Below are 26,701 nucleotides of genomic sequence, written 5' to 3' on the forward strand. Positions count from 1 at the left end.
ACATTCGGTCGGTTTAGCCTAAGTTTTTTTCAATATTTTCTTGAAGACAAAGTCAATCAATGGTACACTTCAAAAGTAAATTGTTTTAACTCTGAAAGGGGTGATAATATTGAAAATAGAACGAATCAATGAAGACCAAATTAGCTGCACACTCACGAGTGGAGACCTCGATATCCGAAATATGAAATTAAATGATCTTGGATATGGCTCCTATCAGGCACGCACACTCTGCAAGGAGATGCTTCGCCGCGCAGCCTCTGAACTTGGCTTTGAAACAGATGAAAATCCCATTATGGTGGAAACCATACCCATGGCAGACAATAGTATTGTGATGATTATTACCAAGGTAGAGGATCCTGAAGAAATGGATGCCCGCTTTTCTACATTTACACCAGAAAATCTCATTCTTTTTCCCGAAGAAGGCGAAAAAGAAATGTTAGAAGGTGTAGAAAATTTATATGCCAAAGGGCATGAAGTAATATCCTCAATTCGCATTTTTTCCTTTAAAGATCTGGACACTATTGTCTGTGCAGCCAAGGCTATCCACGGGCAATACAATGGAACAAATACACTCTATAAAAATAATGACCAATACCTTTTAGTCATTTCCAATGACGATGTCCATGGATTTTCCATCACCTGCAATATTCTCTCTGAATATGGAAGAAAGATAAATTCTTCCTATGCCAGCACATCATTTTTAGAAGAACATTGTGAAATTATCACTAGAGGTAGGGCATTACAAGTTTTTGCTTCACTCTACTAAAAAGAGGCTGTCGCACTAAGTAATTAGTGTGCAGCCTCTTTTCTTATTTTTCCATTGCTGTCTTTTCCACCCATAAATTGAGTTCATTGACAGCAACAGAAATATCTCTCAACTTCGTGCGAATCAAGCTAAAATCATGCAATTCATCCTCAGATATCACACCATCCCTTGTAATTTGAACTAACTTTGACACCAATGGATTAATTTCATTTAGACTTGCAATCATCTCTAAAACAATATTGGAAAGCTCCTTGACTTCCACTTTAGCCACACTGTCCTTCCCAATGTGACACTCATGTGTACAGTAGTAATTTTTTAGTTCTGGCCTCTTATAACATTGTGCCATTTGCATAATATCATAGGCCGTTGGCTCTGTCTGTTCATATTCAATTTTTTCAATCCGAGCTGAGGACACGCCGTCCATCAATTCACTCGCCCCATCCCTAGTCAAACCGCACTCTTCTCGATAGATTTGGTATATTGTTTTATTTTCCTTTGTTGATGCTCTTCCCATATTTGTCTCCTATTTCCCCCATTTAGTGACTATAATTTCTCTATTTCCTCAAAAACAGCATTGCCTTATCCACACTGGTTTAGTATACTAAAGATACAAAAAATAATCAACTAAGGAGGAAAAAACTATGAATTTCAACAATGTTTGCATCAGTCTTCATGAATACTTTAGTAGCAAGGGATATGGTAAAATTTTACTCCCATTGAGTGTACCTATCTGTCTTGGCAGTGCTGCACTCAAAGTATTTAGCCGATTCATCTCCCTCGGCAATCTAGTTACTGCCATTTTATTTTTTGCTTTTTTCTTCAGTTTATTTATGGTATTATCTAATCAGCTGTATATCGTGGCTGCAATGGGACTTGGTCTTTGGGCAGCAGCCGCAGCAGTAAATGTTTTAAAGTATGCACTTTTTACTCGCTACTATCATCACATTCAGTGGGATTCTGTACTCTACTGTGTTGTCTACGCACTCCTTGCATTTAGTGCATACAAAAAGTCAATGGACACATCACATAACTAAGGAGGATTTATATTATGCCAAGTAATCTTTTTAAAAATTTTATAGATAAGGCCAGCAGTGCAACACAAAGCGCCTTAGAAAAGGGAAAGGTTCAAGTTGAGATCACAAAGCTCAATCTCGACAGCAATAATGCAGAAGGCCACATCAAGCAGGCAAAGGAAAGCATCGGTGACTATGTCTATGCCAACAATCTCTTGAGTGACAATGCCGATTTGGCAAAATTTTTCGATACCATCAGAGAAGAACAGGCAAGAATTGATGCCAACAATGAAAAGATTGCACAGATTAAGAACAGCAATCCAACCGTTGTCAACAGTGCTGATGTTCCCTCCGATACAGAATATACGCCTTCTGAGGTTTCTCCAATTCCAACAGAGACCAATGACTCCACAGGAGAAGATAAAACTGAATAGATGGCAATATAATGCCAACAATAAAACGAAGGGAAGTTGCGAAACTGATTTGCAACTTCCCTTGATTTTGCCCTAAATTCAATGATCCGATTTCTAGGCACCTAAAATTTCATTGATTTGAGAAACCAATACATCACAATCAATGCCATGAACCATACAGGCCTCTTCAAGTGTCTCCATCTGTGATGAAGGGCAACCCAAACAATGCATACCTGCACGCATAAGAATTGGTGCAATATTGTCATTGACCATCAAAAGTTCTCCAATGGTCATATTCTTGTTAATCTCCATTTTTCTACCTCCCTATATAATTTACTCCTTCAATATAACATTGATTATACTGCTATGGCAAGTCATTATTTTTACGCAAAATGCTTATGTACTTTTCTCAAGACAGCGGCTGATTTGCTTGAATTTTTTTAGGTTTTATTATACAATGAAACTGCGTTGAATAACAATATTTTTAAGGAGGAAATTACAATGGCTTATACAATTACAGACAAGTGCGTTAGCTGTGGAACTTGTGAGAGCGAGTGTCCAGTAGGAGCAATCTCTCAGGGAGATACACAGTACAATATTGACGCTGATGCTTGCATCGATTGCGGTACATGTGCTTCTGTTTGTCCAACAGAGGCTATTGAGGCTTAATCAATGCCAAATAAGATGACAGTGGTGTGAAAAGAATGCTCTTTTCACACCACTGTTTTTTATAACTTCTTTTCTAATTTTTCTACCATATACTTTAAACTTCCTGGTCTAAACGGATTCTTGATCCCTGCATCCTCAATTAATTCATCAAAAAACTTAGATGCTGATTCTTTCGCCAGATGCATATAACTCTTCCATGCCCCCTGAAAATCCTCATCCATCCAAACTTTATACGCCAATGCATTGGTTCCTGCAATACAGTAATCAATATAATAGAGTGGGCTGTCATAGATGTGATGCTGCTTTTGCCAAAAACCTCCACCTGAAAGATAATCATTGTCTCCATAATCAAGATGTGGCTTATATTGTTTTTCTAATTCTCTCCAAAGCTCTCTGCGCTGTGCAGGTGTCATCTCTGGTTTTTCATATACAATATTTTGAAATTCGTCAACCATCGTCCCATAAGGAATAAAGGTCACTGCATTTTCAAAATGCATTTGAATATAGTCCGCTGCACGATCTCCAAAAAACAAGTTCATCCAAGGCTCAGTAAAAAACTCCATACTCATCGAGTGTGTCTCTGCAGTCTCCATTGTAATGTCATTGTGCTCTCGAATGGGATCATTGGCCGTCAAATATCCCTGGAAAGCATGTCCACATTCATGTGTGATAACGTCGACATCCCCATCAGTGCCATTAAAATTGGCAAAAATAAACGGAACTTTGTAGTCTGGCAACATCGTCTCATATCCACCAGTCTTTTTATTCTTTCTTCCCAAGACATCAAATAATTCCATTTCACACATCTTGTCCATAAATTCCTTGGTTTCCGCAGAGAGTTCACTGTACATCTTTTGTCCTGCCATGAGAATTTCCTCTGGTGTTCCTACTGGCTTTGGATTGCCATCTAAAAAGAAAATATTCTCATCAATATAGCTTAAACGCTCAAGCCCAAGGCGAATCCTTTTTCTCTCATGCAATTTTTCTGCAAATGGAACGAGATCTTCCTTCACCTGCTGACGAAATTTCGCTATTTCCTCCCTGCCATAGCAATTGCGATTCATTCTCGCATAGCCAAGCTCGAGATAATTTTCATATCCCATCAATTTTCCCTGTGCTGTGCGATTTTTCACTAATTGATCATAAAAATCATCGAATTCCTGTGCATGTGATTCAAAAAACTTCGTATACTTCTCCCATGCCTGTCTGCGAATTTCTCTGTCCTTGTGATTGAGATAAGGTGTCATCAAAGATAAATTTAACTCTTCGCCCTGCCAATCAATTTTTGCTGAAGCAAGGAGCTTATTGTATCCTGTCATCAATTCATTTTCTTCCTGCATCAGGGGAATCAATTTTTCATCCATGGCCTTCATCGCCAATTCAATGTTTTTAAATGCAACAGGGCCAATTTTTTCTTCCAAATAGGCACGGTACTGTGAATAGTACAACTTTTTTTGATATTCCACCACAACACTCTGAAATCTTGGCATATTCTGATCATAATACGCCTGCTCCTTTTCATAGAATGGATCCGTCATATCAATATCACTTCGAATCATGGCCAATGTCGACTCTGTCATCACATGATCCATCATTTTATAGTATTTTTGATGAATCTGAAATTGCTCTTCTCCAGAATTTGCCATCTCAAAGTCCCTGATCAAATTTTGAAAATCTAAAATCAATTGATCAAAGTCCACTCGTGTATAAGGTATTTCTGAAAACTTCATTCTTACTTCCTTTCCATATTTTCAAATCTTGTTGTCTCTGGTCTCCACACTAGACGAACTGTTCCGATCGGACCATTTCTTTGCTTAGCAATAATCACCTCTGCTTCATTGGGATGCTCAGTATCCTTATTGTAATAATCATCTCGATATAAAAACATCACAATATCTGCATCCTGCTCAATTGCTCCAGATTCTCGAAGATCAGAAAGCATTGGGCGATGATCTGGTCTGGTCTCACAGGCACGAGAGAGCTGAGAAAGTGCCACAACAGGACACTCTAGCTCTCTGGCCAATGCTTTTAAGCTTCGCGAAATATCTGAAATTTCCTGTTGACGGCTGTCGGATCTTTTGCTGCCTGAAGTCATCAATTGGAGATAGTCAATAATCACTATCTCCAATCCCTGCTCTAGTTTCATTTTTCTACACTTACTGCGCAATTGTCCAATGCTAATTCCCGGCGTATCATCAATCACAAGTTTTGATCTTGAGACATTGACAACGCCCTCTAGGAGATCTTCCCAATCATTATCTGTCAAATCTCCCGTGCGCAAACTCTGTGCATCAATTCTTGACTCCATAGAGAGCATACGATTCATCAATTGCTCCTTACTCATCTCTAGAGAAAAAATCATACATGGCAATTGCTTTCTTGTCGCCACATGATGAACAATATTAAGGACAAAGGCTGTCTTTCCCATAGATGGACGGGCTGCAATGAGCACCAAATCAGAGGCATGAAAGCCACTCGTCTTGTAGTCTAAATCGACAAATCCTGTTGGCACGCCTGTGACCGTCTCCTTCGTCCTGCTCGCCGCCTCAATTTGTTCAAAGACTGTCTTGGCAATTTCTCCAATTGGTGTAAATTCTGCACTTCCCTTATTTTGTAGAAGATTGAAAATATCCTTTTCCGTCTTGGCCAATATTCCATCGACACTGTCGCTTTCCACATAACAGGCATTGGCAATTTCCTCATTGACCTTAATCAAACGACGAAGCACTGCCTTGTCATGCACAATCTTTGCGTAGGAGCGAATATTTGCTGATGTTGGAATAAGTTCATACAATGCCTTAATCGACTCTAAACTTCCCACCTCTGGTGGCAATCCCTTCTCCCTCAACTTATTTTGCACTAGGACCATGTCCATCGGCTTTCCCTCGTTAAAAAGTTCAACCATAGCCTCATACATTGCACCATAGGAGATCGAATAAAAATCATCTCGATTGAGAATATCCATTGCTACAATAACGGCATCTTTATCCATCAACATTGACCCAATAACCGATTGTTCAGCCTCAATGCTGTGTGGAAGAACCCGCTTTAACAGTGCCTCTTCTTCCATTTTATTCCTCTACTACTTTCACAGCAAACTTTGCTGCCACATCTTTATGTAACTTGATGGTCACCTCATGAGTTCCAAATGTCTTGATTGGTTCTGGAACAACAATTTTTTTCTTGTCCACTTCAAGATTTAACTGATCATGAATTGCCTGATGAATTTCTTTTGTCGAAATCGATCCAAAAGTCTTTCCATCCTTTCCAGCCTTAATAGAGACATGAATAGAGGAAGCCTCTAACTTCTCAGCCAATTGCTTTGCTGCTGCAAGCTCCTGTGCTGCAATTTTTTCCTCATTGGCCTTCTTTAGCTTTAAAGTATTGAGATTTGCTGCATTGGCCTCCACACCTTTTTTCTTAGGAATTAAGAAGTTTCTCGCATAGCCCTCGCTAGTCTCTACGACCTCTCCCTTCTTTCCCAATGCCTTTACATCTTCTAATAATACAATTTTCATTCTGTCAACTCACCTTTCTTTAGCATATCCAAGACCAAATTTTTGACCTTGCTTCTAACTTCATCTACTGTTTCATCTTTAAATTGTGCACCAGCTACATTTCGGTGCCCACCACCACCAAGTCTTTCTAAAATCATCTGTACATTGACCTCATCGATCGACCTTCCGCTGACAAAAACAATGCCATTGTGCATGGTAAAGACGAAACTTGCCTTCACACCGACAATATCGAGTAAATCATTGGCTGCCTGTGCTGCAACAACAGTGGAACTTTCTAAATTATCCCCCTTGCACTCACTAAACGCAAATGCACCAGCCACAATCTCGGCATTGTGAATGGTATCATTTTTTGCCATATAATTCTCAATTTTATCTCGAAACAGCTTTCGAACACGAATAACATCCGCGCCCTTTCGGCGAAGAAATGCTGCCGCCTCAAAGGTGCGCACTCCCGTCTGCTGTGTGAAGCTATGGGTATCAATGACCATGCCCGCATACATTGCATCGACTTCAGCTGGCTTTAGCTTAATGTCATCACGGATGTACTGTACAATCTCAGAAACCATCTCGCAGGCACTGGATGCATAGGGCTCAACATAGGAAAGCACTGCATTCGTAATAATCTCACTGCTCTGTCTGTGATGGTCAAGCACCACGATGGTCTTTACTAAACTTAACAAATCGGGTTGCTCTGTCAAGCTCGGTCGATTGACATCCACAACCACAAGCATGGTGCTATCATCTACCATTTCCTTAATTTGATCTTTATCAATAAACAAATCTTTAGGATATTCGTCATTTAAAAAGCGATCTCGAAATGGCTTTAGAGAAGAATTAATCTCTCCGCTGACAATATGGGCCTTCTTTCTCATGGTCTGGGCAATACGCCAAACACCAATTGCCGATCCAAAACAGTCGATATCCATAATCTTATGTCCCATAATGATGACATGGTCCTTGCCCTCCAAAAGCTCCCGCAGAGCATGAGCTTTTACACGAGCCTTTACACGGGTGGTCTTTTCAATTGCCTGAGACTTTCCACCAAAATAGCGATATTGTTCGCCATCTCGCACTACGGCCTGATCTCCCCCTCGACCAAGAGCCATATCCATGGCCATTCTCGCATACTCATTGCTCTCACTATAACCTTGTCCTGAAGCACCAATACCAATACTTGCTGTCACATTCATCTCATTTCCAATATTAATGGTCTTAATATCCTCGAGGAGTTCAAATTTTCTCTCCTCCATCTTTCGCAAACAACTACGCTTGATAACAAAAAAATACTTGTCCTTTTCTAGCTTTTTGACAATGCCATTAAAAGCCGAAAAATATTGATTGAGCTTTCGATCAACCAATGCGATGAGTAGTGATCGTCGAACTTCCTCCACACTCTCCATCGCTTCCTCATAATTGTCGAGATACAAAAGTCCAACCACAAGCTCTTCGTTCTCTACCTCATCCTTTAGTTGCACAAGCTCTGTTTCATTCATCAGGTAAATGGCAAAAATCGGTGTTTCATCAATCTCTTCTCTTTGAATATATACACGATACTTTTCTTCCAAATAACTGCTGTGAAAATCTTCCCGTGTCACAATATTCTTTAATGTTTCCACTGTAATATCAGGAAACATTCCTGTCACACTACTTCTTTCCACACGGTCAGCAGCCACCAATGCCTCAAATGCATTGTTCTTCCAAATCCATACTCCCTTTTCATCAGACAATGCATAGGGTACATCCAAATCCTGTGTTAGACGTCCCTCTGTAGAATTCTCCCGCTTGGCAAATCCCACCATCGCCTTTAGAATGTTTTTCTTTGAAGAAAAGTACAACCAAAATAGTCCAGCCAATATACAAATCGTCAACAATAAAACGACCAATCCTGCAATCTTATCTATCCCCAATGTGATACAAGCGACAACGATCAGAGCAGCGGCCAGATAGAGTGGCCATCGCAAATACATGGCAAATAACTCTTCCAACTTTTTATTCTGATTCATATTTTTTCTCCTCTATTCTTTAAAATATATTAAGAAATATTATAGCATTTTTAAGGCTTTTCGTCCATCGTAACCCAAAAGTAACAAAAGTAAAAGTATACAAAAAAGAGCCACTGCTAGGCAGTGACTCCTCATTTTCTATCATTGATTACTCGCAAACATAAGGCATCAATGCGATATGTCTAGCTCTCTTGATTGCTACAGTGAGCTCTCTCTGATGCTTTGCACATGTACCTGTAATACGGCGAGGAAGAATCTTTCCTCTCTCTGAAATAAACTTCTTTAATGAAGCTACATCTTTATAATCAATTGACTTGCCTTCTTCGAAGCAATATGCACAAACTTTCTTTCTTCTGCGCATTCCATTTCCTGGTCTTCTTCTAGCACCGTCTGCTGACTTGTTGAATGCCATAATATTAATCCCCTTTCGTCATTCTAGTTAAATGGAAGTCCTTCGTCATCAACTCCATCTGGAATATTCATAAATCCATCGCTACTTGCTGATGCAGGATTTGGCTTTGTCGGTGCAGAATAACCTCCACCCATTCCAACGCCATTATTCATGCTGTTCGCTGGTGCTGCTGCACCCTTGCTGTCAGCAAACTCCTGGTCATCAACAATGACTTCTGTTGTATAAACTTTTTGTCCCTCTCGGTTAGTATAACTTCCAGTCTGAATGCGTCCCGAAATCAGCACTCTCATTCCCTGGCGGAAATACTTTTCTGCAAACTCACCTGATTTATCAAAGGCAACACAAGGAATAAAATCTGCTGTCTGCTCATTGGCATCCGCTGTTCTTCTCCTTCGATCAACGGCAAGTGTATATCTTGCAATTGCCATAGAACGCTCACCTGATGAATACCTAACTTCTGGATCTCGGGTTAATCTCCCCATCAAAATTACTCTGTTCATACAATCACGCTTTCCTTAATATTAAGCTTCCTGCTTAACGACTAAGTATCTTACAACTGGCTCCATAATACGAACATGTGCTTCTAATTCGTTTGGACAAGTTGCATCTTCTGACTCGAACTTAATGAAATAGTAAAAACCTTCTTTTTGCTTCTGAATGTCATAAGCAAATCTCTTCTTACCCCAATCATCGACATTGGTCACTGTACCATGAAATCTAGTAATGTAACCCTGTACCTTCTCAAGGGCTTCGTTCTTTGCCTCGTCTTCAAGTCTGCCGTTAAGAACAAGTGCTAACTCGTATGTGTTTTTCATCGTCTTCTCTACCTCCTTATGGTCTCTGGCCTCCGAAACTATAATCATCGGAAACAAGGAATAATGTGTCACGGTTAATTATTGTACCAAAGACGATATAAAAAAGCAAGCTAGTTATTCACTAAATTTTGCACAAATTCTGGCACTTTTCCGTCCAAAAACTCTCGCTCATAGATACTTCGATATCCACTCAATTGATGTTCATCCTCATTGGAATTATAAGGCACTACCTTATCAAAACAATAAGTCCATCCCTGTTGCCTGTCATTTAATTCCCTTGTAGTCACATAGATGGTCAAGTTTTTGCTTTCCTTGGTCTCTCCCGCATAGTAATGATATCGATTATCACTGTAAATGGCATGAAGTCCAACAAATTTACTTGCCTCAATAATGGCCTTTTGCTGATCCTTATCCACAATGTCTAACTGCTTTCCATCATCATATTCAATCGTAATCTTTTCAATAGGTGCTTGTGTAATCGGCTCAATTCCCATCTCCTTGAGAACAGCAAGCGTCTCTTTAAAGGAGGAATAGACTGGATAGCTCATCGCATCAGGCTGTTCCTTACTGACTCTTTCTGGAATTTCACTTAAAAATGAAAGATGAATGACATCTTCTCCCCCATCTATCTGCTCTGCTTGTATCGCATTGGACAACTCCTTTTGATAGGTCTCTAAAAGCTTTTGCAAATTTTGTGGCTTTAATATCATATAGGAAAGTCCATCATTATCTCCAAGAGAGCAATATAAGGCTTTGACATTGTCAACAGTTTTCATATTGAGCACAGGATATTTCATTTTCTTTAATTCATCGCTCTTTTTGATCTTTGCAATGATTTCCTGCAATTCCTTGTCGTCTTTATTGACTGGATAACTTCTCCCCACTCTCTTTCCATTTTTCAAGTAGTAATAAAATTCAATTCGATCATTGATTTCACTCTGTGGAAGTTTCAGCGAATCCACAGCTTTTTTTGCCAATTTTTCAATCACGCTCTTATCTGTATAAAGACTTGATGGCTCTTTTATTGTCGCATCTTCTTTATAATCCCACCACATTCTGTAGGAATCGATAGAATTTTGCAAAATATCACTCTGTACAAAATTTACACCGAGAAATTCGCCCTCTTTTGGAATATAGCGATCGTGACCCAAAAAATCCTGTTTGTAGCTAAAGAAAATCAACAAGGATGTAATCAAAGCCATCACCATGTGCATCTTATGGGCAAATAACTTTCGAAAATCAGCATGATAAATAATTTCGATGACTGCATGACTAATCACAACACCACAGATCAAGCCAAATACTGCCCAAATCAATGTATTATCACTAATGACATAAAATCCCAATGCCCCAAGAAGTGCCGACGGAATAACAATACATAGCTTAATTGCGGCCATCGTCTTTGTAAAACTCATTGCCGATCCTGCAACCTCTGATCTTCTCAATCTATAGAGAAAGCCACTGACAACCAAAAGAAGAACCCCGATGCCTAAATTTATCCACTTTGTTTGACCAATTCTTTTCATCAACACAAAGACTAGTGGCGACAGCCATTCTGGAAGTATATCTTGATGCACATTGTACAGTATCGTTCTGAAAAAGATCTTCTCATAGCTTTCTCTCAAAATATAGACCATTGGACCATAAATCCAGAAGGTAGCCACGGCAAGTAAGGATACCAACCAATTTCCTGTAAGCATTACAGCTAAAACAACTGTCGCATAGAGCAACAAAAATGCCGTCATATTTCCAGCCCAAGAAGCTATCGTCAAAATGAGAGCTCCTCTCTCTCCTGTCGCTGCCCCCACAATCAGGCTAGCCAGCGAACTAAAAACTAAATAGGGCAGACCAACAATGATCATACTGTCTAAAACAATCGCTCCATACAAAAAACCTCTTTTTATTGGCAGGCTGTGATAAAAATCCGTCTTTTTCTTTGAAAATAAGTAGGCAAATCCCGACACCCCCACCAATACCCCCAACATGGCCAAGGAAAAAATAATTAAAGGACTCCTTACATATTTCAAAAAAGAGCTATAGAACTCTCCTTTTAATTGCACAATGTCCATCGCCGTCCAATTCTCCGACTTCCATTCCCTCACGCTCATGCTGGTCAACAACAGCCAAGTCACCAAAAATCCAAAGAAACTGAGTAAAGAAACAATGGCCAGTGACGATACCCGCTTTTTTAAATCTTCCTTCATCCACTTAAAGAACAAGCGATTTGATGTCATAACCTTTCACCTCCGTCTCACTAATAAATACCTCTTCCAAACTAAGAGCAACTGCCTCAAAAAAGATGGGATGATACCGCTCAATTACTGCCTTAATTTCTGATAAATCTCCCCTGCAGACCAAGGTATGGACACTGCCCACTGTCTTTTTTTGTACAATTTCTAAGCCATGAATGTCATCAATCTTCATTCCTTCTCTCAAAACCACCTGCAATTTATGAATGCTCAACTTCATATCCTCAATCTCCCTCGAAAGAAGGACACCTCCTCTGTGCAAAAGTCCCACATGGTCACAAATATCTTCTAGTTCTCTCAAACTATGTGAGGCAATAATTGGAGTCAAATTTCTATCTTGCATCTGTTGTGCAAACAAACTTTTTACTGCCTGTCGCATCACAGGATCAAGCCCATCAAAAGTCTCATCACAAAGAAGGTAGGGCGTATTTGCACACAGCCCCAAAATAATCGAAAGTTGTTTCTTCATTCCCTTGGAAAAAGTGGAAATCTTTTGTCTAGCATCGAGGTGAAATCCCCCCATTAAGCTTTCAAATTTCTTCTCATCAAATTTGGGATAAAAGTTTTTATAAAATCGCTTCATATCCTCTCCCTTGGCACTAGGCGGATAATATTGATCATCAGAAATATAAAATATTCTCTCTTTTGCCCTTGGATTTTCAAAACTTCCCTCTCCGTCAATTAGTACATTTCCGCTATCTGGCTTCAAAATCCCACAGATCACTCGCAAAAGTGTACTTTTTCCTGCACCATTGGTTCCAATCAATCCAAAGACCGAACCTTCTTGCATATTCAAGTTGATCCGATCAATGGCCAAGCGATGCTCATACGATTTACTCAAATTCTTTATCTCAATCATCACCCATGTCCTCCTCAAAAAACTTTTCTGACAATGCAACAAACTCCTCTTTTTTCATCTCTACATCCTTTGCCTGCAACACCAATGTGCGAAGAGAGTTTTGTATCTCCTCTTTTCTATCTGTACGCACACTCTCAATATTGGCCACAAAACTTCCCTTTCCCTGAACGGAATAGATATATCCTCTTCTTTCGAGTTCCACATAAGCTCTTTGAATCGTATTCGGGTTGATGGACAAATCTGCAGCAAGATTTCGCACAGACGGCAGCTTTTCATCCTCCCTCAGTGCCCCACATAGCATAAGATCTGCCAATTTTTCAATCAATTGCTCATAGATGGGACGTCGATCCTTCATATCTAGTAAAATCATATACCCTCCCTTCTGTATCATCTGTACTAATTCTATTGATACAATTATCATATTCTTTCTTTTTCTTTCTGTCAATGCTAAAATAAAAAATATCATTAAAAATAAAGGAGAACCTATGCAATTAAATCAATCCATTGTATTATGCGGTTTTATGGCTGTTGGAAAAACGAGTGTTGGACAACTACTTTCAGAAACATTGAATGTGCCCTTTATTGACACAGATGCCTATTTAGTGGCCAAGACAAAAATGAGTATCCCAGAGATCTTTCAAAAAGGGGGAGAAAGTTACTTTCGAGATTTAGAGCATGAGGTGGCCAAGGAAGTTGCACTTCTTCCACCTTCTATTATCTCAACAGGTGGCGGAATGTTGACCTTTGATCGAAATGGTGAAATACTAAAGGACCGTTCAACCATCGTCTGTATCACCAGAGACTTTGATGCCATTTATGCCACACTAAAGAGTGATACCAATCGCCCGCTTGTTCATCAAAAAACAAAAGAGGAGATACAGGCTATGTATCTTTCCCGTATCTCCAAATATAAAAAATATGCTAACTTTTTTGTGTCCAATAATTCTACTGTGCTAGAATGTGTACAAAAAATTATAGATTTGATTTCTCTTTAGCTTCGCAATGCCCATTCTGCACAATCGATCACTCTTGTTGCCAATCCATCATAAAAGTCTGGCTCGTGGCATATGAGTAAGATGCTTCCCTTATACTCCTGTAGGGCACGCTTTAATTCTGTCTTTGCGTCCACATCCAGATGATTGGTCGGCTCGTCAAGCAGGAGTATATTGCTTGGGCGATTGAGTAATTTGCAAAGTCTAACTTTTGCCTGCTCACCACCACTTAACACACGCACTAAACTCTCAATATGCTTGGTGGTCAGCCCACATTTGGCCAGTGCTGAACGCACTTCATATTGACTAAATCCAGGAAATTCCTTCCAAATTTCCTCTATGCAAGTAGAGGTATTCCCCGAAGGCATTTCCTGCTCAAAATAGCCAATCTCTAAGTAATCACCCAAATGAACTTCCCCCTCAAGTGACGGAATCATTCCAAGAATGCTCTTTAAGAGTGTGGTCTTTCCAATACCATTTGCACCGGAGAGCACTAATTTTTCTCCTCGCTCCATTCGCATGGAAATAGGTCGTGAAAGTGGCTCATCATAACCGATAACTAAATTTTTTGTTTCAAAAATTGTTTTTCCTGATGTTCTTGCTTCCTGAAAGTGAAACTCTGGCTTTGGTTTTTCTCTGGCTAGTTCGATCACTTCCATCTTATCCAACTTCTTTTGTCTAGACATCGCCATATTTCTTGTCGACACTCTCGCCTTGTTTCTAGCCACAAAATCAGCTAACTCTGCTCTCTCCTGCTGCTGACGCTTGTAGGCTGCCTCTAGTTGAGACTTTTTCACCTCATAGACTTCCATAAACTTATTGTAATCGCCCACATAGCGGTCAAGTTTTTGACTTTCCATGTGATAAATAATATTGACCACAGAATTTAAAAATGGAATATCGTGAGAAATCAAAATAAAAGCATTTTCATAATCTAATAAATAGCGCTTTAGCCACTCAATATGCTCGACATCTAGGTAATTTGTCGGCTCATCGAGAAGCAGAATATCTGGCTTTTCAAGCAAAAGTTTTGCCAATAAAACCTTTGTTCTCTGCCCTCCCGACAGCTGTGTGACATCTTTGTCCATTCCAATGTCATCAAGCCCAAGTGCCCTTGCGACTTCTTCGACCTTGGCATCAATTACATAAAAATCATGGGCCATCAATAAATCTTGTATGGTTCCTAGCTCCTCCATCATTTCGTCGAGCTCTTCTCCACTGCTCTCTCCCATCTTGTCACAGATTTGATTCATCTGTACTTCCAAGTCAAATAAAAAGGAAAAGGCACCCTTTAGCGTATCTCTAACCGTCATTCCCTTTTCTAGGACGGCATGTTGATCCAAATAGCCAACACGCACATTCTTTGACCACTCAATCTTTCCCTCATCAGGCATCAATTTATTGGTGATGATACTCATAAATGTCGACTTTCCCTCGCCATTGGCACCAATAAGCCCTATATGCTCGCCCTTTAACATTCGAAAACTGACATCATCAAAAATTGCCCTGTCCCCAAATCCGTGGCTCAAATGTTCCACATTTAAAATACTCATTCCCCATCTCCTGCTCTCTCAATATTCTTTATGCTCTTTTCTACACTTTTTCGTGGAATCATCATCTGATGTCCACAGCCCTGGCATTTTAACCGAAAATCTTGACCGATTCTTAAGACTTCCCATTTTTTCGCCCCACATGGATGAGGCTTTTTCAATACCAAAACATCGCCCACTCCAATTTGCATATCCTATACAACCTCATCAATAAAAATGCCCTTTAAAGTCTGAATTTGAGAACAAAAATCTGCCTTGTGAGATTCAGTATAGCCAAACAACCAAGATGTTAATTCTGCAATAGTAAATTCTGGAACATTTAATGTATCCTCATTTTCTAACTTTTCTAGATAAGAACTCTCTCGATTGATATGCCAAAGATAAGTTCCATCATTTTGAGGAATCAAGGAATCAATAATTCTCAATTTATAGGTATCACCAACTTTTAAACTATCTTCTCGAAGACAAATGGATTCAATAAAGAGATCTAGGCGAATGATTCTGGCCATCATATATGGCTTCTTTGTATCTAACATCTTTGCAAATTCATGGTCGCAAATGAACTCTCGCACTTCGCTCTTTTTGATCCCCCAGCTAATCTTTGCCCCATGTACTCTCTCTTGCTCATCAAGCACGAGTTCGATTTTTCCATTTTCTGTTGCCAGTTCCTTTTGTAGTCTCTCCAAATATTGACTATCTCGCACACAAAATACATCATTGTATCTCTCCAAAAATTGATTCCAAAAAGCCAACAAGGCCATCTCTCTATCTTGGGTAAATTCTACAATCTTGTATTGCACATCCTCTAACATCTGAGTTTCAATATAATTGTTGACAAAGGTAAAGTCAAATGGCTCATAATACGCTGGATTTGCTGGCTGTAGAAAGGTAAATGGCTCCTCTCCCTCCCTGTACATATCTTGAAAAAACTGAATGATCATACTGCGCATAAGGCCCTGTCTTCTGTGCGTCTCCTTTGTAGCCACAGCTACAATATATTTTAACCAATACTCTCTATCTCTCAATCGCACAAGATAGGGATTGAGGTGAGACATTGCCACAATTTCTTTTCCATCCTCACACACTAAAATCTCATTGCTATTATCGTCATCACTCGATGCCTTTTCTGCGTAGTAGTAGTCCATAAATTGGTCAGAATCTTCTGGGAAAGCCTCCCGATATAATTTTTTTGTCAATCCCTTTTCCTCACGGGAAAGATATCGCATTCCTTTTTCCTCCATTAAGCATTAATAAAATCTTTCTGCTCCACATAATATTTTCTTGCGTAGTCAATAGGAAAATAGCTCTCCTTTGCCTTTCGAAGCCCCTCAATGCCCAAATCATCCTCTCGATTGATTAACTTGGCCTTGGCAAAATGGTGAAGCAAAAATTCTCGATTGATAAACTGATAGAGCCCCGGAATATCCGGATTCGCCTTTTCAATATGAATAACCGCCATATTCTCATGTCCATTGTAACTTCCAATGGTAAATGCCTCTAACTCACCGTCAATATAGACACCCCCCATTTGCACATTCAATTGATTACAATTTCTCAAAATCTCATGGATGCCCTCTACTTCTGGATCAAGATGATGCTCCACCTCTTCTCCCTTGTTCAATCTCCACTTGGCCAAAAAGCGAAATACTTCATCCCTACATGCACATTCCATATCTCTATATTCATATCTTCCTTCATAGGTCTTGACAAACTTATTGTAGTGATTTTTTTTCTTGTGCAATTTCTTTCCCGCCAATGTACGCATAGCCTCTCCATCATAGAGATAGTCCTTTAATTCTACCTCCTCTTTTACCAAAAATTGCTCATGATCTAATTGCAGGGCTTCAATCCCCTCTCGATCAGCCAAATGAATTTTAAACGGTCTGTGCAATACGGTATTAAAATACTCAACCATCAAAAAGAAACAATCTTTTAAATCTTCTTCCTTACACAAAGGCATAGCTGCAAATGGCCGATCCTCATCGCCCATCAGCCAAACTAGACCAATCTCTTCCCCTTCCCTTCTCACAATCGCTGCTCGCACATTGTAGTAATCCTTCCACAAAAAACTCTCCAATGGTACGCTGTCACAAGTTTTATTGTCACGGAGTCCATAAAATTTTGAATATCTTGGCATATCCTCTGCCACTAATTTCTTAAACTCCAAAGCTTCAAATTTATTCATTATTGTTCCTCATCTTTTCTATATCTATTTTTTTTAGTATAGCATATAGATTGTGCAAAATCAAATTTGCAACAAAAAATAGGAGGATACTCTCCCCCCATCTCTTTTTGATCATAAGCTCTTTGCAACTTCGACTACTCGATCTACAGTAAATCCAAACTTTTCAAAGAGTTTGTCCTGTGGAGCACTTGCACCAAAGCTTGTCATTCCAATTACTGCACCATCAAGTCCAGTGTACCTTTCCCAACCAAAAGTAGAAAGTGCCTCAATCGCCACTCTTTTTGTGACATTTTTTGGCAAAATGTGGTTTTTATACTCCGCACTCTGTTCCTCAAATATATCCATACAAGGCATACTGACAACCCTTGCATCAATGCCATCGACAAGTAATTTTTCTGCTGCTGCAATAGCTAGGCTAACTTCCGACCCCGATGCAATGAGAATACAATCTGGAACATCCTTTTTGCTGTCTCTAATAATATATCCACCCTTAAGTGCCTCCTTACAGCTGCCTGCAAGCTGTGGAAGATTTTGCCTTGTCAAAATCAATGCGGTTGGCGTGGTCTTTGAAGTCATGGCACTGTACCAGGCCGCAATGGTTTCTGTCGCATCTGCTGGACGAAAGGCATGGAAATTTGGCATTGATCTAAACATCGCCATTTGCTCAATTGGCTCATGGGTTGGTCCATCTTCCCCCACCCCAATGGAATCATGAGTAAAAATATATGTTGTCGGAATATTCATCAATGCAGAAAGCCTTGCCATTGGCTTTGTGTAATCACTAAATACAAAGAAGGTTGCACAATATGGTCTGATCCCGCCATGAAGCAACATTCCATTGGTCTCGCCTGCCATAGCTAATTCTCGAACACCAAAGTGAATATTTCTTCCCTTGTAGTCACCTGCTTCAAGATAGCCACTGCCTTCAATCACTGTCTTATTGGATGGTGACAAATCTGCTGAACCACCAATTAAATTTGGCACAAATTCCTTCAATCGATTTAAAATCTTTCCTGAAATATTTCTTGTCGCCTGTGGTGCATCATCCCAATCCCAAAACTCAGCACTATCTAACTTTTCCATCGGAATTTCTCCAAAATAGCTGTCCCACAACGCCTTCTTCTCTGGACAATTTTTTGTATATTCTGCAAAGAGAGCATTCCACTCCTCTTCCTTCTTTCCAAGCTCCTCTGTCAATGCCTGATAATGTGCATAGACATCTTCTGGCACAAAGAATTCATCCATCGATTCCCAATTCAAATTCTTTTTCATTTCCTCGACATTATCTGCACCCAGTGGCTCACCATGAGCACTGGCCTTGCCTTCCTTCTTTGGACATCCATAGCCAATCAATGTCTTAATTGTAATAAAAGATGGCTTATTCTTTTCCGCTTTTGCCTCTTCAATTGCTCTTGCAATGGCATTTAAATCATTTCCATCTTCAACTGTCAATGTCTGAAAACCAAAGGCCTCCATTCTCTTATCTACATCCTCTGTGAAGGCAAGATCTGTGCTTCCTTCAATCGAAATGCAATTTGAATCATAGAGAACAATTAACTTGTGAAGTCCCAATGTCCCTGCAAGTGAAAAGGCCTCAGAGGAAATTCCCTCCATCATACAGCCATCTCCACCCAGTACAAAGGTATAATGATCCATCACTGGATACTCCTTTGTATTGAGATTGGCTGCCAAATGCGCCTCGGCCATTGCCATTCCCACAGCCATCGCCATTCCTGCACCCAATGGTCCCGTGGTTGCTTCCACACCTACAGTGTGGCCATACTCTGGGTGACCTGGTGTCAAAGAATCCAATTGGCGGAAATTCTTTAAATCCTCAATAGAAAGATCTCCATAGCCAAATAAATGAAATAAAGAGTATAAAAGCATTGATCCATGGCCACCAGAAAGAATGAATCGATCTCGATTTGCCCAATTTGGGTTCTTTGGATTATGATTCATATGATGTGCAAAGAGTTCATAGGCCATTGCTGCACATCCAAGTGGAAGTCCAGGATGTCCTGAGTTTGCTCTTTGAATCCCATCCGCTGAAAGTATGCGGATTGCATTTACTGCTTTTGTTTCAATATTTGTGGTCATAGTAGCCCCCCTTTTTACTTACCAAAGACAGCTTGATAATCTGCCTTAAATTTTTCAATACCCTGATCTGTCAATGGATGACACATCATCTGCATCAATACCTTAAATGGCACTGTTGCAATATCTGCACCATACTTTGCACATTCCACAATCTGCATTGGATTGCGAACAGATGCACAAATAATTTGAGTGGAGATATCATCATATTTTGAAAATATACAAGTAATATCCTCTATTAATTTGAGACCAGCTGTAGAAATATCATCTAATCTTCCCAAAAATGGAGAGACATAGGTCGCACCAGCTCTCGCTGCTAAGAGTGCCTGTGTCGGTGAAAAAATCAAAGTGCAATTGGTCTTAATGCCTTCTGCTGAGAGTACCCTGATCGCCTTTAAGCCCTCCTTGGTCATCGGAATTTTTACCACCATATTTGAATGAATTTTTGCAATTTCTCTGCCCTCAGCAATCATTTCCTCAGCTGTTATGGTTGTGGCCTTGACCTCACCACTAATTGGTCCATCCACAATATCCGCAATTTCTTGAATCACTTGTGTAAAGTCCCTTCCCTCTTTTGCAATGAGAGAAGGATTCGTTGTCACCCCACAAATGATTCCCATATCATTGGCCTCACGAATTTCATTTACATTAGCTGTATCAATAAAAAACTTCATTCCCATTTTCTCCTTTTTTTAAACAACGCTTCATATCTTCTGGCAAATCAATTTCTAGGTTAATTTCTTGCCCAGTCATTGGCTGTATAAAAGATAATGCTTTGGAGTGCAAAGCTGTTCTCTCCATCCAAGCACCACTTTCTCCATGATTATATAATCCATCGCCAAGGAGAGGATGACCTATATAAGACATATGCACTCGAATTTGATGTGTCCTTCCCGTACCTAACTTCAATTTCACCAATGCCCTATTCTGTCCCCGCCACAATGTCCAAAAATGAGTATAGGCATATTCCCCATTTTCAAAATCCACCATTCGCTCGATACACGAGTGACTCACTCTTCCAATAGGAAAATCCATCTCTCCCTCATCAGGCAAGTCCCCATGAATTTTATCTTCTACAATGGCATAATAGATGCGATGGATTTCTCTTCTCTCCATACTCTGATACAATATTCCTGCACTGACGCTATGCTTGGCCACAATACTCAACCCTGTGGTATCTCTGTCTAGGCGATTGACACAGCGAAAGACAAAATTTTGCCCCTCATAGTAGGCCATCAATGCATTTGCCAATGTGTTGTCATAATTTTTTATTGATGGATGAATGGGCATATTGGCTGGTTTATTGACAACAACAACATCCTCATCTTCGTAGGTAATCACAAAAGGTAAGTTGATAGGAAGAATTTTATTCTCCACTTCTTCCTCTTTAATGCAGACCACTAATTGTTGTCCAACATTCAACACATCCCTCATCCTCTTCCAAGTACCATCCACTAAAATACTTTTGTGCATCTTTTTTAATTGAACAATCCCTGAATTTGTATAGCCTTTTCTCCTCAAAAATTGTTCAATCGTCTTTCCACTAAATTCCTTTGGAATATCGTATTTTATTGTTCTATTCATTCTTAATACATTGGAAGAACCTTGACAAGATGATATTCAATGCCATTTTCTTTCATCAATTCAAGCAATTCGTCCTTTTTGTCGGCCTCTGCTGCCCAAGACATTCCACATCCAGCAGAAAGGGCCGATGGTGTTGGGATAATTCTTCCCAGTTCTGGCTTTCCCTTACAAAGCTCTTCAAGATGCATCACCATCCCCGTCACATTAAAGGAAAATACTACCTTATCCGTCTTCACTCTCATTACGGTCTGATAATCCTTCCTGCCTGCATTTGTTTCTCAGCAATGACATACATATTGGAAACTTCACCCACTTGTGCAGTCAATCCATAGTGCTGTAGGCAGGCCCCACATGTAATAATCTCTACGCCCGCAGCAGAAAGTGCCTTTAAGTCCTTAATGGTGTCCGGATCCTGTGCAGTCAAAAATGCACCGCCATTATAGAAAATCATGGTATCTGGAAGTGTGTCCATCTGCGTCAATGAAAAAATAAATCCCTTAATCAATTTCTTTCCAAGTTCATCATCCCCATTGCCCATCGCATTTGAAGAGATAACCACTACGGTCTTTCCCGAGATCGAAGGTGCAACTTCTTTTTGTTCAACCTCGCCGCCTCTTTCTAAGTGAACACGATAACAGTCCTTTGCTTCTTCTGTAAAACTGAATTGGCAACCTTTGCTCTGTGCCAATTTCTCTAAATTCTTTACTGCTGTCTCATTGTCCACAAGGACATCCACATTTTCTTTGCTGGCCTCAAGTGCCTTCTTTGTCTGAATCACTGGCAGTGGACAAGCCTGTCCCAATGCATTAATTTCCATTTCTTTATATTCCTTCCTCTCTTAAATTATATTGCCACTTGAGTATTGCCATTCCGATAATCATTACATATCCCACAAAACTCCAAATATCTGGCAACTGTCCCAAGAACAGAAATCCCAAAATTGCCGAATAGACAACTTGCATATAGTCATACACGCCAATTTCCTTTGCTGGCGCATAGCGATACGCCCTTGTAATACAAACTTGACCGATGGTCGCCCCCACACCTGCGGCAAACAAAAGTAAAAACTGTATCATACTCAATGGCTGATAGTGTAAAATTGCCATGGGTAACACAAAAATAGTGGAGAAAAAAGAAAAGAAAAATACAATTATATTTCCCCTCACTCCTCTTTGCCCAAGCCTTCGCACAAAGACATAGGCCAATCCTGCAAAGAGTCCTCCACCTGTTGCCATCAATGCAACCAAAAACTCCGAGTGAAAGCCAGGTTTGACTACAAAGAGTGCACCAATAAAGGACACCACAATGGCCAGCCACTCCATAATATTCACTTTTTCTCCAAGAATAATGATACTTGCAAGCATTGCAAACACTGGACTCAATTTATTGAGCATATTTGAGTCTGCAATATTCATATGGTCGATGGCATAGAAATTAAGTACCATCCCCAGTGCTCCGCTCACTGTTCGAATGAGCAAAAACGGAATATTTTTCTTTTCCACAGAAAAACCCTTGCCCTCTCTCAAAAGCAAGAAAAAAGAAAACACCGCTGCCACGGCATTTCGAAAAACCACCTTTTCGTAGGTCGGAACATCACCACTCAATCGGACAAATAGACTCATTAGAGAAAAGCCAAATGCTGCTCCCAGTATATATAGAATTCCTTTTTTTCTATCCTGCATTTTCCTTCCTCCGCTATAAGATTATTATAGCATATCTATAGGATAAATTCTACTTTTTAAGGATGATTCCGATGTCAACTGTCTTTAATTTTCCTATTTTTTTCCTTCCAGCCTCTGTCAATTGTCCTTGCTTTGTAAACCCAATAGACACAGTCAAATCCGATTCCACACAGCAATCGCCTTCGCCAGTATCTCCATTCATTCCTGAGTTGATATCGACACTCACCCTTGCTGCACTCGATTGATTGATTTTTTCAATTATCCAAGCCACATTTTCAGGCACTGATCCATGAAATCCCGTTCCATAAATACAATCCACCAAAATTGCATATTCATCAAATCTTGTGGACCGATCAATGACCAAATCTTCAATTCCTGCCATCTTGCAGGCATCATAATAAAATTTTCCGTCCTCTGAAAACTTCTTTTCGATCAAAAGCAATGTAACTTCCATTCCCATTGCCCTTAAAAGCGAGGCCAATACATAGCCATCCCCTGCATTATTGCCTGTTCCACACACAATGCCAACAGGCGAAACCCAATTGACACTTCGAAACACAGCCTCTCCTGCTCTATACATTAAATCTCTACTATCAATAAAATTTTCAATTGTGTAGCCATCGGCCTCTCTCATTTGTGCGACACTTACCACTTTATCCATCTTCTCTGTCTCCTTAAATCCAATTTCCCAATATACTACAACATACTATACGAAGTCAGAACGATCACTGTCAAGTAAGGAGTCTCAATTTTTTTCGTCTTTTTAGGCCTCTTTCGTACATAACTTAAATCTTTTTTAAGATTTATAGTAGATTTTTAACAATAGTTGGAGTATAATGTACTAAGTCTAAGGTTTTCAAATCTATAGATTAGAGACATGAAAATAATATAGGAGGGGTTTATCATGAAAAAATCAAATTTATTTGTTGGATCTGTAGTTAGTGCTGGTGTTGCTGCATTTGCTGTTGCAGCGCTCACATTTGGTGGCACTTCAACAACTGCATTAGCTGCACCTGGTGTGCCAGTGGCATCACCATCATCACCAAGTAACCCAAGCAACCCAAGTCATAGCGGCGGTCAGCATCAGCATGCTGGTGGAAACACAGCTTCTAACAGCAATGCAAACAATGGCGGAAACAACAACTGTGGAAACAACAACTGTGGAAACAACAACGGTGGAAACAACAACGGCGGAAGCAATAACGGCGGAAACAACAATAACACACCTACCCCACGCTTTAGAAGAAGCACTGGTGGTGGTTCATACACATCAAGTGGCAATGGTGGTTCAAAGACCATTAGCACAAGTGGATCTCAGACAATCCGCACAACAAGTGCTGACAATGGAGCTACTTGGGTTCTCTACAGTCAGGGTTGGTGGCTTAAGAACGCTGATGGTTCATACCCTGTAAATCAGTGGGTAAAGGACGGCGGAAGCTGGTACCACTTCGACAACGCTGGATATATGCAAAAGGGTTGGGTTAAGGTAGGTGACTACTGGTATTATCTTGACGCTAACGGCTGCATGTGGTTCTCTACAACAACACCTGATGGTTACTATGTAAATCAGGATGGCGTTTGGACAGGTGCACGCAAGTAATGAAGAATAAAGAGAGAAGCTGCTCTTCACTTGCAGCTTCTTTTTTTGTATAAAATTTTGCATAAAAAAAGGATATTGGAACATTCCAATATCCTCTTCTACCTATTCTGCCAGAATAACTTAATGTCTTGACTTTGATGGATCTACCCAAGCTCCTCTATCGTTGACATAGTAGCCATCTGGAGTTGTTGTATTTCTTAACATTGCACCAGAACGGTCAACATAGAACCAGCCATTTCCTGTGGCAATCCAAGCGTTTGCAGCCATCCATCCATCATTGTAGAAATAGTACCAATTTCCACCATCCTTTACCCAAGTGTTTCTCGCATAAGAACCATTGTCATATTGATACCACCAGCGAGTATTGTTCTCCTGAATCCACATTCCATTGTCTCCACGATATTGTTGCTTAAATGCATAGGCATTTCCTGCACCCGCAATGCTCAAAACCACAGCTCCTAAAGCAATTGTTGAAATCAAACCTTTTTTCATTATAATCTCCCCCATTCTTCTAACTAAAATGATGTCTCTATTATACACCCATTTGCCAGAAAAATCGACGAATGTCATAAAACCGTAATATTCAACAGATATTCTTAATATTTCCACAAAAAAAGGAACCTTTCGGTTCCTATAGAGGCGACAACCAGATTTGAACTGGTGAATCAGGGTGTTGCAGACCCACGCCTTACCGCTTGGCTATGTCGCCATATCCATCATATATACATATGAAAAGAGCTCCCTGAGTAGGACTTGAACCTACGACACCGCGGTTAACAGCCGCGTGCTCTACCAACTGAGCTATCAAGGAATAATTTTTATCGTACCTTCAAAACCACATATCAAACACCATCTATCCATTTCCAACCAATCCGACTTGTTGGTTAAACCCTCGACCAATTAGTAACAGTCAGCTAAGTATGTTGCCACACTTACACCTCTGCCCTATCTACCTCGTCGTCTTCAAGGGGTCTTACTACTTGCGTATGAGATATCTCATCTTGAGGGGGGCTTCACGCTTAGATGCCTTCAGCGTTTATCCCGGCCCGACTTGGCTACCCTGCGATGGGGTTGCTCCCCAACAGGTGCACCAGCGGTCAGTCCATCCCGGTCCTCTCGTACTAAGGACAGCTCCTCTCAAATATCTTACGCCCACGCCGGATAGGGACCGAACTGTCTCACGACGTTCTGAACCCAGCTCGCGTACCGCTTTAATGGGCGAACAGCCCAACCCTTGGGACCGACTTCAGCCCCAGGATGCGATGAGCCGACATCGAGGTGCCAAACCACTCCGTCGATGTGAACTCTTGGGAGTGATAAGCCTGTTATCCCCAGGGTAGCTTTTATCCGTTGAGCGATGGCAATCCCACTTTATACCACCGGATCACTAAGTCCTACTTTCGTACCTGCTCCACCCGTCGGTGTCGCAGTCAAGCTCCCTTCTGCCTTTGCACTCTTTGAATGGTTTCCGACCATTCTGAGGGAACCTTTGAGCGCCTCCGATACGCTTTCGGAGGCGACCGCCCCAGTCAAACTCCCCATCTGACAGTGTCCCCCACCCGGATCACGGGTGCAGGTTAGAAATCCAATCATACAAGGGTGGTATCCCAACAGCGGCTCTGCAAAGACTGGCGTCCTTGCTTCTTCGCCTCCCACCTATCCTGTACAGGTATAATCGAATCCCAGTATCAAACTAGAGTAAAGCTCCATGGGGTCTTTCCGTCCTGGCGCAGGTAACCAGCATCTTCACTGGTACTTCAATTTCACCGGGTGCATTGTTGAGACAGTGCTCAAATCATTACGCCTTTCGTGCGGGTCGGAACTTACCCGACAAGGAATTTCGCTACCTTAGGACCGTTATAGTTACGGCCGCCGTTTACTGGGGCTTCAATTCAAAGCTTCGTTGCCTGACTTCTCCTCTTAACCTTCCAGCACCGGGCAGGCGTCAGCCCATATACCTCACCTTTCGGTTTCGCATAGACCTGTGTTTTTGCTAAACAGTTGCTTGAGCCTATTTTCTGTGGCCATCCCGGAGGATGGCACCCCTTCTCCCGAAGTTACGGGGTCATTTTGCCGAGTTCCTTAACAATGCTTCTCCCGCCGGCCTTAGGATTCTCTCCTCATCCACCTGTGTCGGTTTACGGTACGGGCACTTATTACACAATAGCGGCTTTTCTTGACAGCTCCTTCTCCAACTTCCCTACTTGATTTCGGTCCGCATCACCTATTCCTGTTGCATGGCGGATTTTCCTGCCATACCAGTACTTGGCTTGCCCCAGTCTTTGCATTCCTGGGTT

At 40.7% G+C, this 26,701-nt stretch carries 30 protein-coding genes, 2 tRNA genes and 1 rRNA gene (1 of these 33 cut by a window edge); 6 read left to right on the top strand and 27 right to left on the bottom strand.

Features of this window, described 5'->3' with window-relative positions; genetic code table 11:
- Positions 1-109: 109 nt before the first annotated feature.
- Complete coding sequence (locus J5A74_03075; GenBank protein ID QUI96322.1) at positions 110-766, top strand: adaptor protein MecA; 657 nt, start codon at positions 110-112, stop codon at positions 764-766.
- A gap of 43 nt (positions 767-809) precedes the next feature.
- On the opposite strand, the gene J5A74_03080 is transcribed toward J5A74_03075, so the two are convergent.
- A complete protein-coding gene (locus J5A74_03080; GenBank protein QUI96323.1) occupies positions 810-1,280 on the bottom strand; it encodes an XRE family transcriptional regulator in 471 nt (156 codons plus the stop codon).
- A gap of 127 nt (positions 1,281-1,407) precedes the next feature.
- On the opposite strand from J5A74_03080, the gene J5A74_03085 reads away from it, so the two are divergent.
- Together J5A74_03085 and J5A74_03090 are read left to right on the top strand one after the other, a co-directional pair.
- Positions 1,408-1,800 carry a hypothetical protein gene (locus J5A74_03085; GenBank protein QUI96324.1) on the top strand — a complete coding sequence of 131 codons (393 nt, stop codon included), beginning with the start codon at positions 1,408-1,410 and terminating at the stop codon, positions 1,798-1,800.
- Positions 1,801-1,814: 14 nt separating this feature from the next.
- Positions 1,815-2,213 carry a hypothetical protein gene (locus J5A74_03090; GenBank protein ID QUI96325.1) on the top strand — a complete coding sequence of 133 codons (399 nt, stop codon included), beginning with the start codon at positions 1,815-1,817 and terminating at the stop codon, positions 2,211-2,213.
- A gap of 93 nt (positions 2,214-2,306) precedes the next feature.
- Here J5A74_03090 and J5A74_03095 read toward each other — a convergent pair whose 3' ends face one another.
- Complete coding sequence (locus J5A74_03095; GenBank protein QUI96326.1) at positions 2,307-2,504, bottom strand: DUF1858 domain-containing protein; 198 nt, start codon at positions 2,502-2,504, stop codon at positions 2,307-2,309.
- Positions 2,505-2,693: 189 nt separating this feature from the next.
- Between J5A74_03095 and J5A74_03100 the strand changes: the two genes are divergently transcribed.
- Positions 2,694-2,861, top strand: a complete 168-nt coding sequence (locus J5A74_03100; GenBank protein QUI96327.1) for a 4Fe-4S binding protein — start codon at positions 2,694-2,696, stop codon at positions 2,859-2,861.
- A 59-nt stretch (positions 2,862-2,920) separates the two neighbouring features.
- Here J5A74_03100 and J5A74_03105 read toward each other — a convergent pair whose 3' ends face one another.
- From J5A74_03105 to J5A74_03150, 10 genes are all read right to left on the bottom strand, one after another.
- A complete protein-coding gene (locus J5A74_03105) occupies positions 2,921-4,591 on the bottom strand; it encodes a M3 family oligoendopeptidase (protein ID QUI96328.1) in 1,671 nt (556 codons plus the stop codon).
- A 2-nt stretch (positions 4,592-4,593) separates the two neighbouring features.
- Positions 4,594-5,931, bottom strand: a complete 1,338-nt coding sequence (gene dnaB, locus J5A74_03110; GenBank protein ID QUI96329.1) for a replicative DNA helicase — start codon at positions 5,929-5,931, stop codon at positions 4,594-4,596.
- Position 5,932: 1 nt separating this feature from the next.
- A complete protein-coding gene (gene rplI, locus J5A74_03115; protein QUI96330.1) occupies positions 5,933-6,379 on the bottom strand; it encodes a 50S ribosomal protein L9 in 447 nt (148 codons plus the stop codon).
- Positions 6,376-8,382, bottom strand: a complete 2,007-nt coding sequence (locus J5A74_03120; protein ID QUI96331.1) for a DHH family phosphoesterase — start codon at positions 8,380-8,382, stop codon at positions 6,376-6,378. Before J5A74_03120 ends, rplI begins: the two co-directional genes overlap by 4 nt.
- Positions 8,383-8,530: 148 nt before the next feature.
- The gene (rpsR, locus tag J5A74_03125) at positions 8,531-8,794 is read right to left on the bottom strand and encodes a 30S ribosomal protein S18 (GenBank protein ID QUI96332.1); all 264 of its coding nucleotides are present in this window, start codon (positions 8,792-8,794) and stop codon (positions 8,531-8,533) included.
- 23 nt (positions 8,795-8,817) lie between these two features.
- A complete protein-coding gene (locus J5A74_03130) occupies positions 8,818-9,294 on the bottom strand; it encodes a single-stranded DNA-binding protein (GenBank protein QUI96333.1) in 477 nt (158 codons plus the stop codon).
- A gap of 21 nt (positions 9,295-9,315) precedes the next feature.
- Complete coding sequence (gene rpsF / locus J5A74_03135) at positions 9,316-9,609, bottom strand: 30S ribosomal protein S6 (GenBank protein ID QUI96809.1); 294 nt, start codon at positions 9,607-9,609, stop codon at positions 9,316-9,318.
- A 110-nt stretch (positions 9,610-9,719) separates the two neighbouring features.
- Positions 9,720-11,843 (bottom strand): hypothetical protein, encoded by a 2,124-nt coding sequence (locus J5A74_03140; GenBank protein QUI96334.1) that lies wholly within the window; start codon positions 11,841-11,843, stop codon positions 9,720-9,722.
- Positions 11,818-12,717: an ABC transporter ATP-binding protein gene (locus tag J5A74_03145; protein QUI96335.1), complete on the bottom strand. Its 900-nt coding sequence runs from the start codon at positions 12,715-12,717 to the stop codon at positions 11,818-11,820. The genes J5A74_03140 and J5A74_03145 overlap by 26 nt, the downstream gene beginning before the upstream one ends.
- A complete protein-coding gene (locus tag J5A74_03150; protein QUI96336.1) occupies positions 12,710-13,087 on the bottom strand; it encodes a GntR family transcriptional regulator in 378 nt (125 codons plus the stop codon). Before J5A74_03150 ends, J5A74_03145 begins: the two co-directional genes overlap by 8 nt.
- A 115-nt stretch (positions 13,088-13,202) precedes the next feature.
- Between J5A74_03150 and J5A74_03155 the strand changes: the two genes are divergently transcribed.
- Positions 13,203-13,712 carry a shikimate kinase gene (locus J5A74_03155; protein QUI96337.1) on the top strand — a complete coding sequence of 170 codons (510 nt, stop codon included), beginning with the start codon at positions 13,203-13,205 and terminating at the stop codon, positions 13,710-13,712.
- On the opposite strand, the gene J5A74_03160 is transcribed toward J5A74_03155, so the two are convergent.
- The 11 genes from J5A74_03160 to J5A74_03210 all read right to left on the bottom strand — a co-directional run bounded on the left by J5A74_03160 (position 13,709) and on the right by J5A74_03210 (position 23,465).
- A complete protein-coding gene (locus J5A74_03160; GenBank protein ID QUI96338.1) occupies positions 13,709-15,262 on the bottom strand; it encodes an ABC-F family ATP-binding cassette domain-containing protein in 1,554 nt (517 codons plus the stop codon). The genes J5A74_03155 and J5A74_03160 overlap by 4 nt on opposite strands.
- A complete protein-coding gene (locus J5A74_03165) occupies positions 15,259-15,450 on the bottom strand; it encodes a DUF951 domain-containing protein (GenBank protein ID QUI96339.1) in 192 nt (63 codons plus the stop codon). The genes J5A74_03160 and J5A74_03165 overlap by 4 nt, the downstream gene beginning before the upstream one ends.
- Before the next feature lie 3 nt (positions 15,451-15,453).
- Complete coding sequence (locus J5A74_03170) at positions 15,454-16,500, bottom strand: GNAT family N-acetyltransferase (protein ID QUI96340.1); 1,047 nt, start codon at positions 16,498-16,500, stop codon at positions 15,454-15,456.
- A complete protein-coding gene (locus tag J5A74_03175) occupies positions 16,500-17,444 on the bottom strand; it encodes a DUF2156 domain-containing protein (GenBank protein ID QUI96341.1) in 945 nt (314 codons plus the stop codon). The genes J5A74_03170 and J5A74_03175 overlap by 1 nt, the downstream gene beginning before the upstream one ends.
- Positions 17,445-17,555: 111 nt before the next feature.
- Positions 17,556-19,541 carry a transketolase gene (tkt, locus tag J5A74_03180; protein QUI96342.1) on the bottom strand — a complete coding sequence of 662 codons (1,986 nt, stop codon included), beginning with the start codon at positions 19,539-19,541 and terminating at the stop codon, positions 17,556-17,558.
- Positions 19,542-19,555: 14 nt separating this feature from the next.
- On the bottom strand, positions 19,556-20,212 hold the full coding sequence (gene fsa, locus J5A74_03185; protein ID QUI96343.1) for a fructose-6-phosphate aldolase: 657 nt from the start codon (positions 20,210-20,212) through the stop codon (positions 19,556-19,558).
- Complete coding sequence (locus J5A74_03190) at positions 20,196-21,122, bottom strand: RluA family pseudouridine synthase (GenBank protein QUI96344.1); 927 nt, start codon at positions 21,120-21,122, stop codon at positions 20,196-20,198. Before J5A74_03190 ends, fsa begins: the two co-directional genes overlap by 17 nt.
- Positions 21,123-21,124: 2 nt before the next feature.
- Positions 21,125-21,358 carry a DUF3343 domain-containing protein gene (locus tag J5A74_03195; GenBank protein QUI96345.1) on the bottom strand — a complete coding sequence of 78 codons (234 nt, stop codon included), beginning with the start codon at positions 21,356-21,358 and terminating at the stop codon, positions 21,125-21,127.
- A gap of 5 nt (positions 21,359-21,363) precedes the next feature.
- Positions 21,364-21,939, bottom strand: a complete 576-nt coding sequence (gene yedF / locus J5A74_03200; protein QUI96346.1) for a sulfurtransferase-like selenium metabolism protein YedF — start codon at positions 21,937-21,939, stop codon at positions 21,364-21,366.
- Positions 21,940-21,943: 4 nt separating this feature from the next.
- Positions 21,944-22,804, bottom strand: coding sequence for a DMT family transporter (locus J5A74_03205; GenBank protein ID QUI96347.1), 861 nt, complete (start codon positions 22,802-22,804; stop codon positions 21,944-21,946).
- 49 nt (positions 22,805-22,853) lie between these two features.
- A complete protein-coding gene (locus tag J5A74_03210; GenBank protein QUI96348.1) occupies positions 22,854-23,465 on the bottom strand; it encodes an NAD(P)H-hydrate epimerase in 612 nt (203 codons plus the stop codon).
- Positions 23,466-23,708: 243 nt separating this feature from the next.
- On the opposite strand from J5A74_03210, the gene J5A74_03215 reads away from it, so the two are divergent.
- Positions 23,709-24,404, top strand: a complete 696-nt coding sequence (locus tag J5A74_03215; GenBank protein QUI96349.1) for a hypothetical protein — start codon at positions 23,709-23,711, stop codon at positions 24,402-24,404.
- Positions 24,405-24,524: 120 nt separating this feature from the next.
- Here the strand turns inward: J5A74_03215 and J5A74_03220 are convergent, their stop codons facing one another.
- From J5A74_03220 to J5A74_03235, 4 genes are all read right to left on the bottom strand, one after another.
- Positions 24,525-24,896 (bottom strand): hypothetical protein, encoded by a 372-nt coding sequence (locus J5A74_03220; protein ID QUI96350.1) that lies wholly within the window; start codon positions 24,894-24,896, stop codon positions 24,525-24,527.
- Positions 24,897-25,041: 145 nt separating this feature from the next.
- Positions 25,042-25,113, bottom strand: a tRNA-Cys gene (locus J5A74_03225).
- Positions 25,114-25,142: 29 nt separating this feature from the next.
- Positions 25,143-25,215: transfer RNA gene (locus J5A74_03230), tRNA-Asn, on the bottom strand.
- 68 nt (positions 25,216-25,283) lie between these two features.
- Positions 25,284-26,701, bottom strand: a 23S ribosomal RNA gene (locus J5A74_03235) (it continues 1,478 nt past the right edge of the window).

It is taken from the genome of Lachnospiraceae bacterium oral taxon 096, assembly GCA_018141845.1.
GTDB lineage: Bacteria > Bacillota > Clostridia > Lachnospirales > Lachnospiraceae > F0428.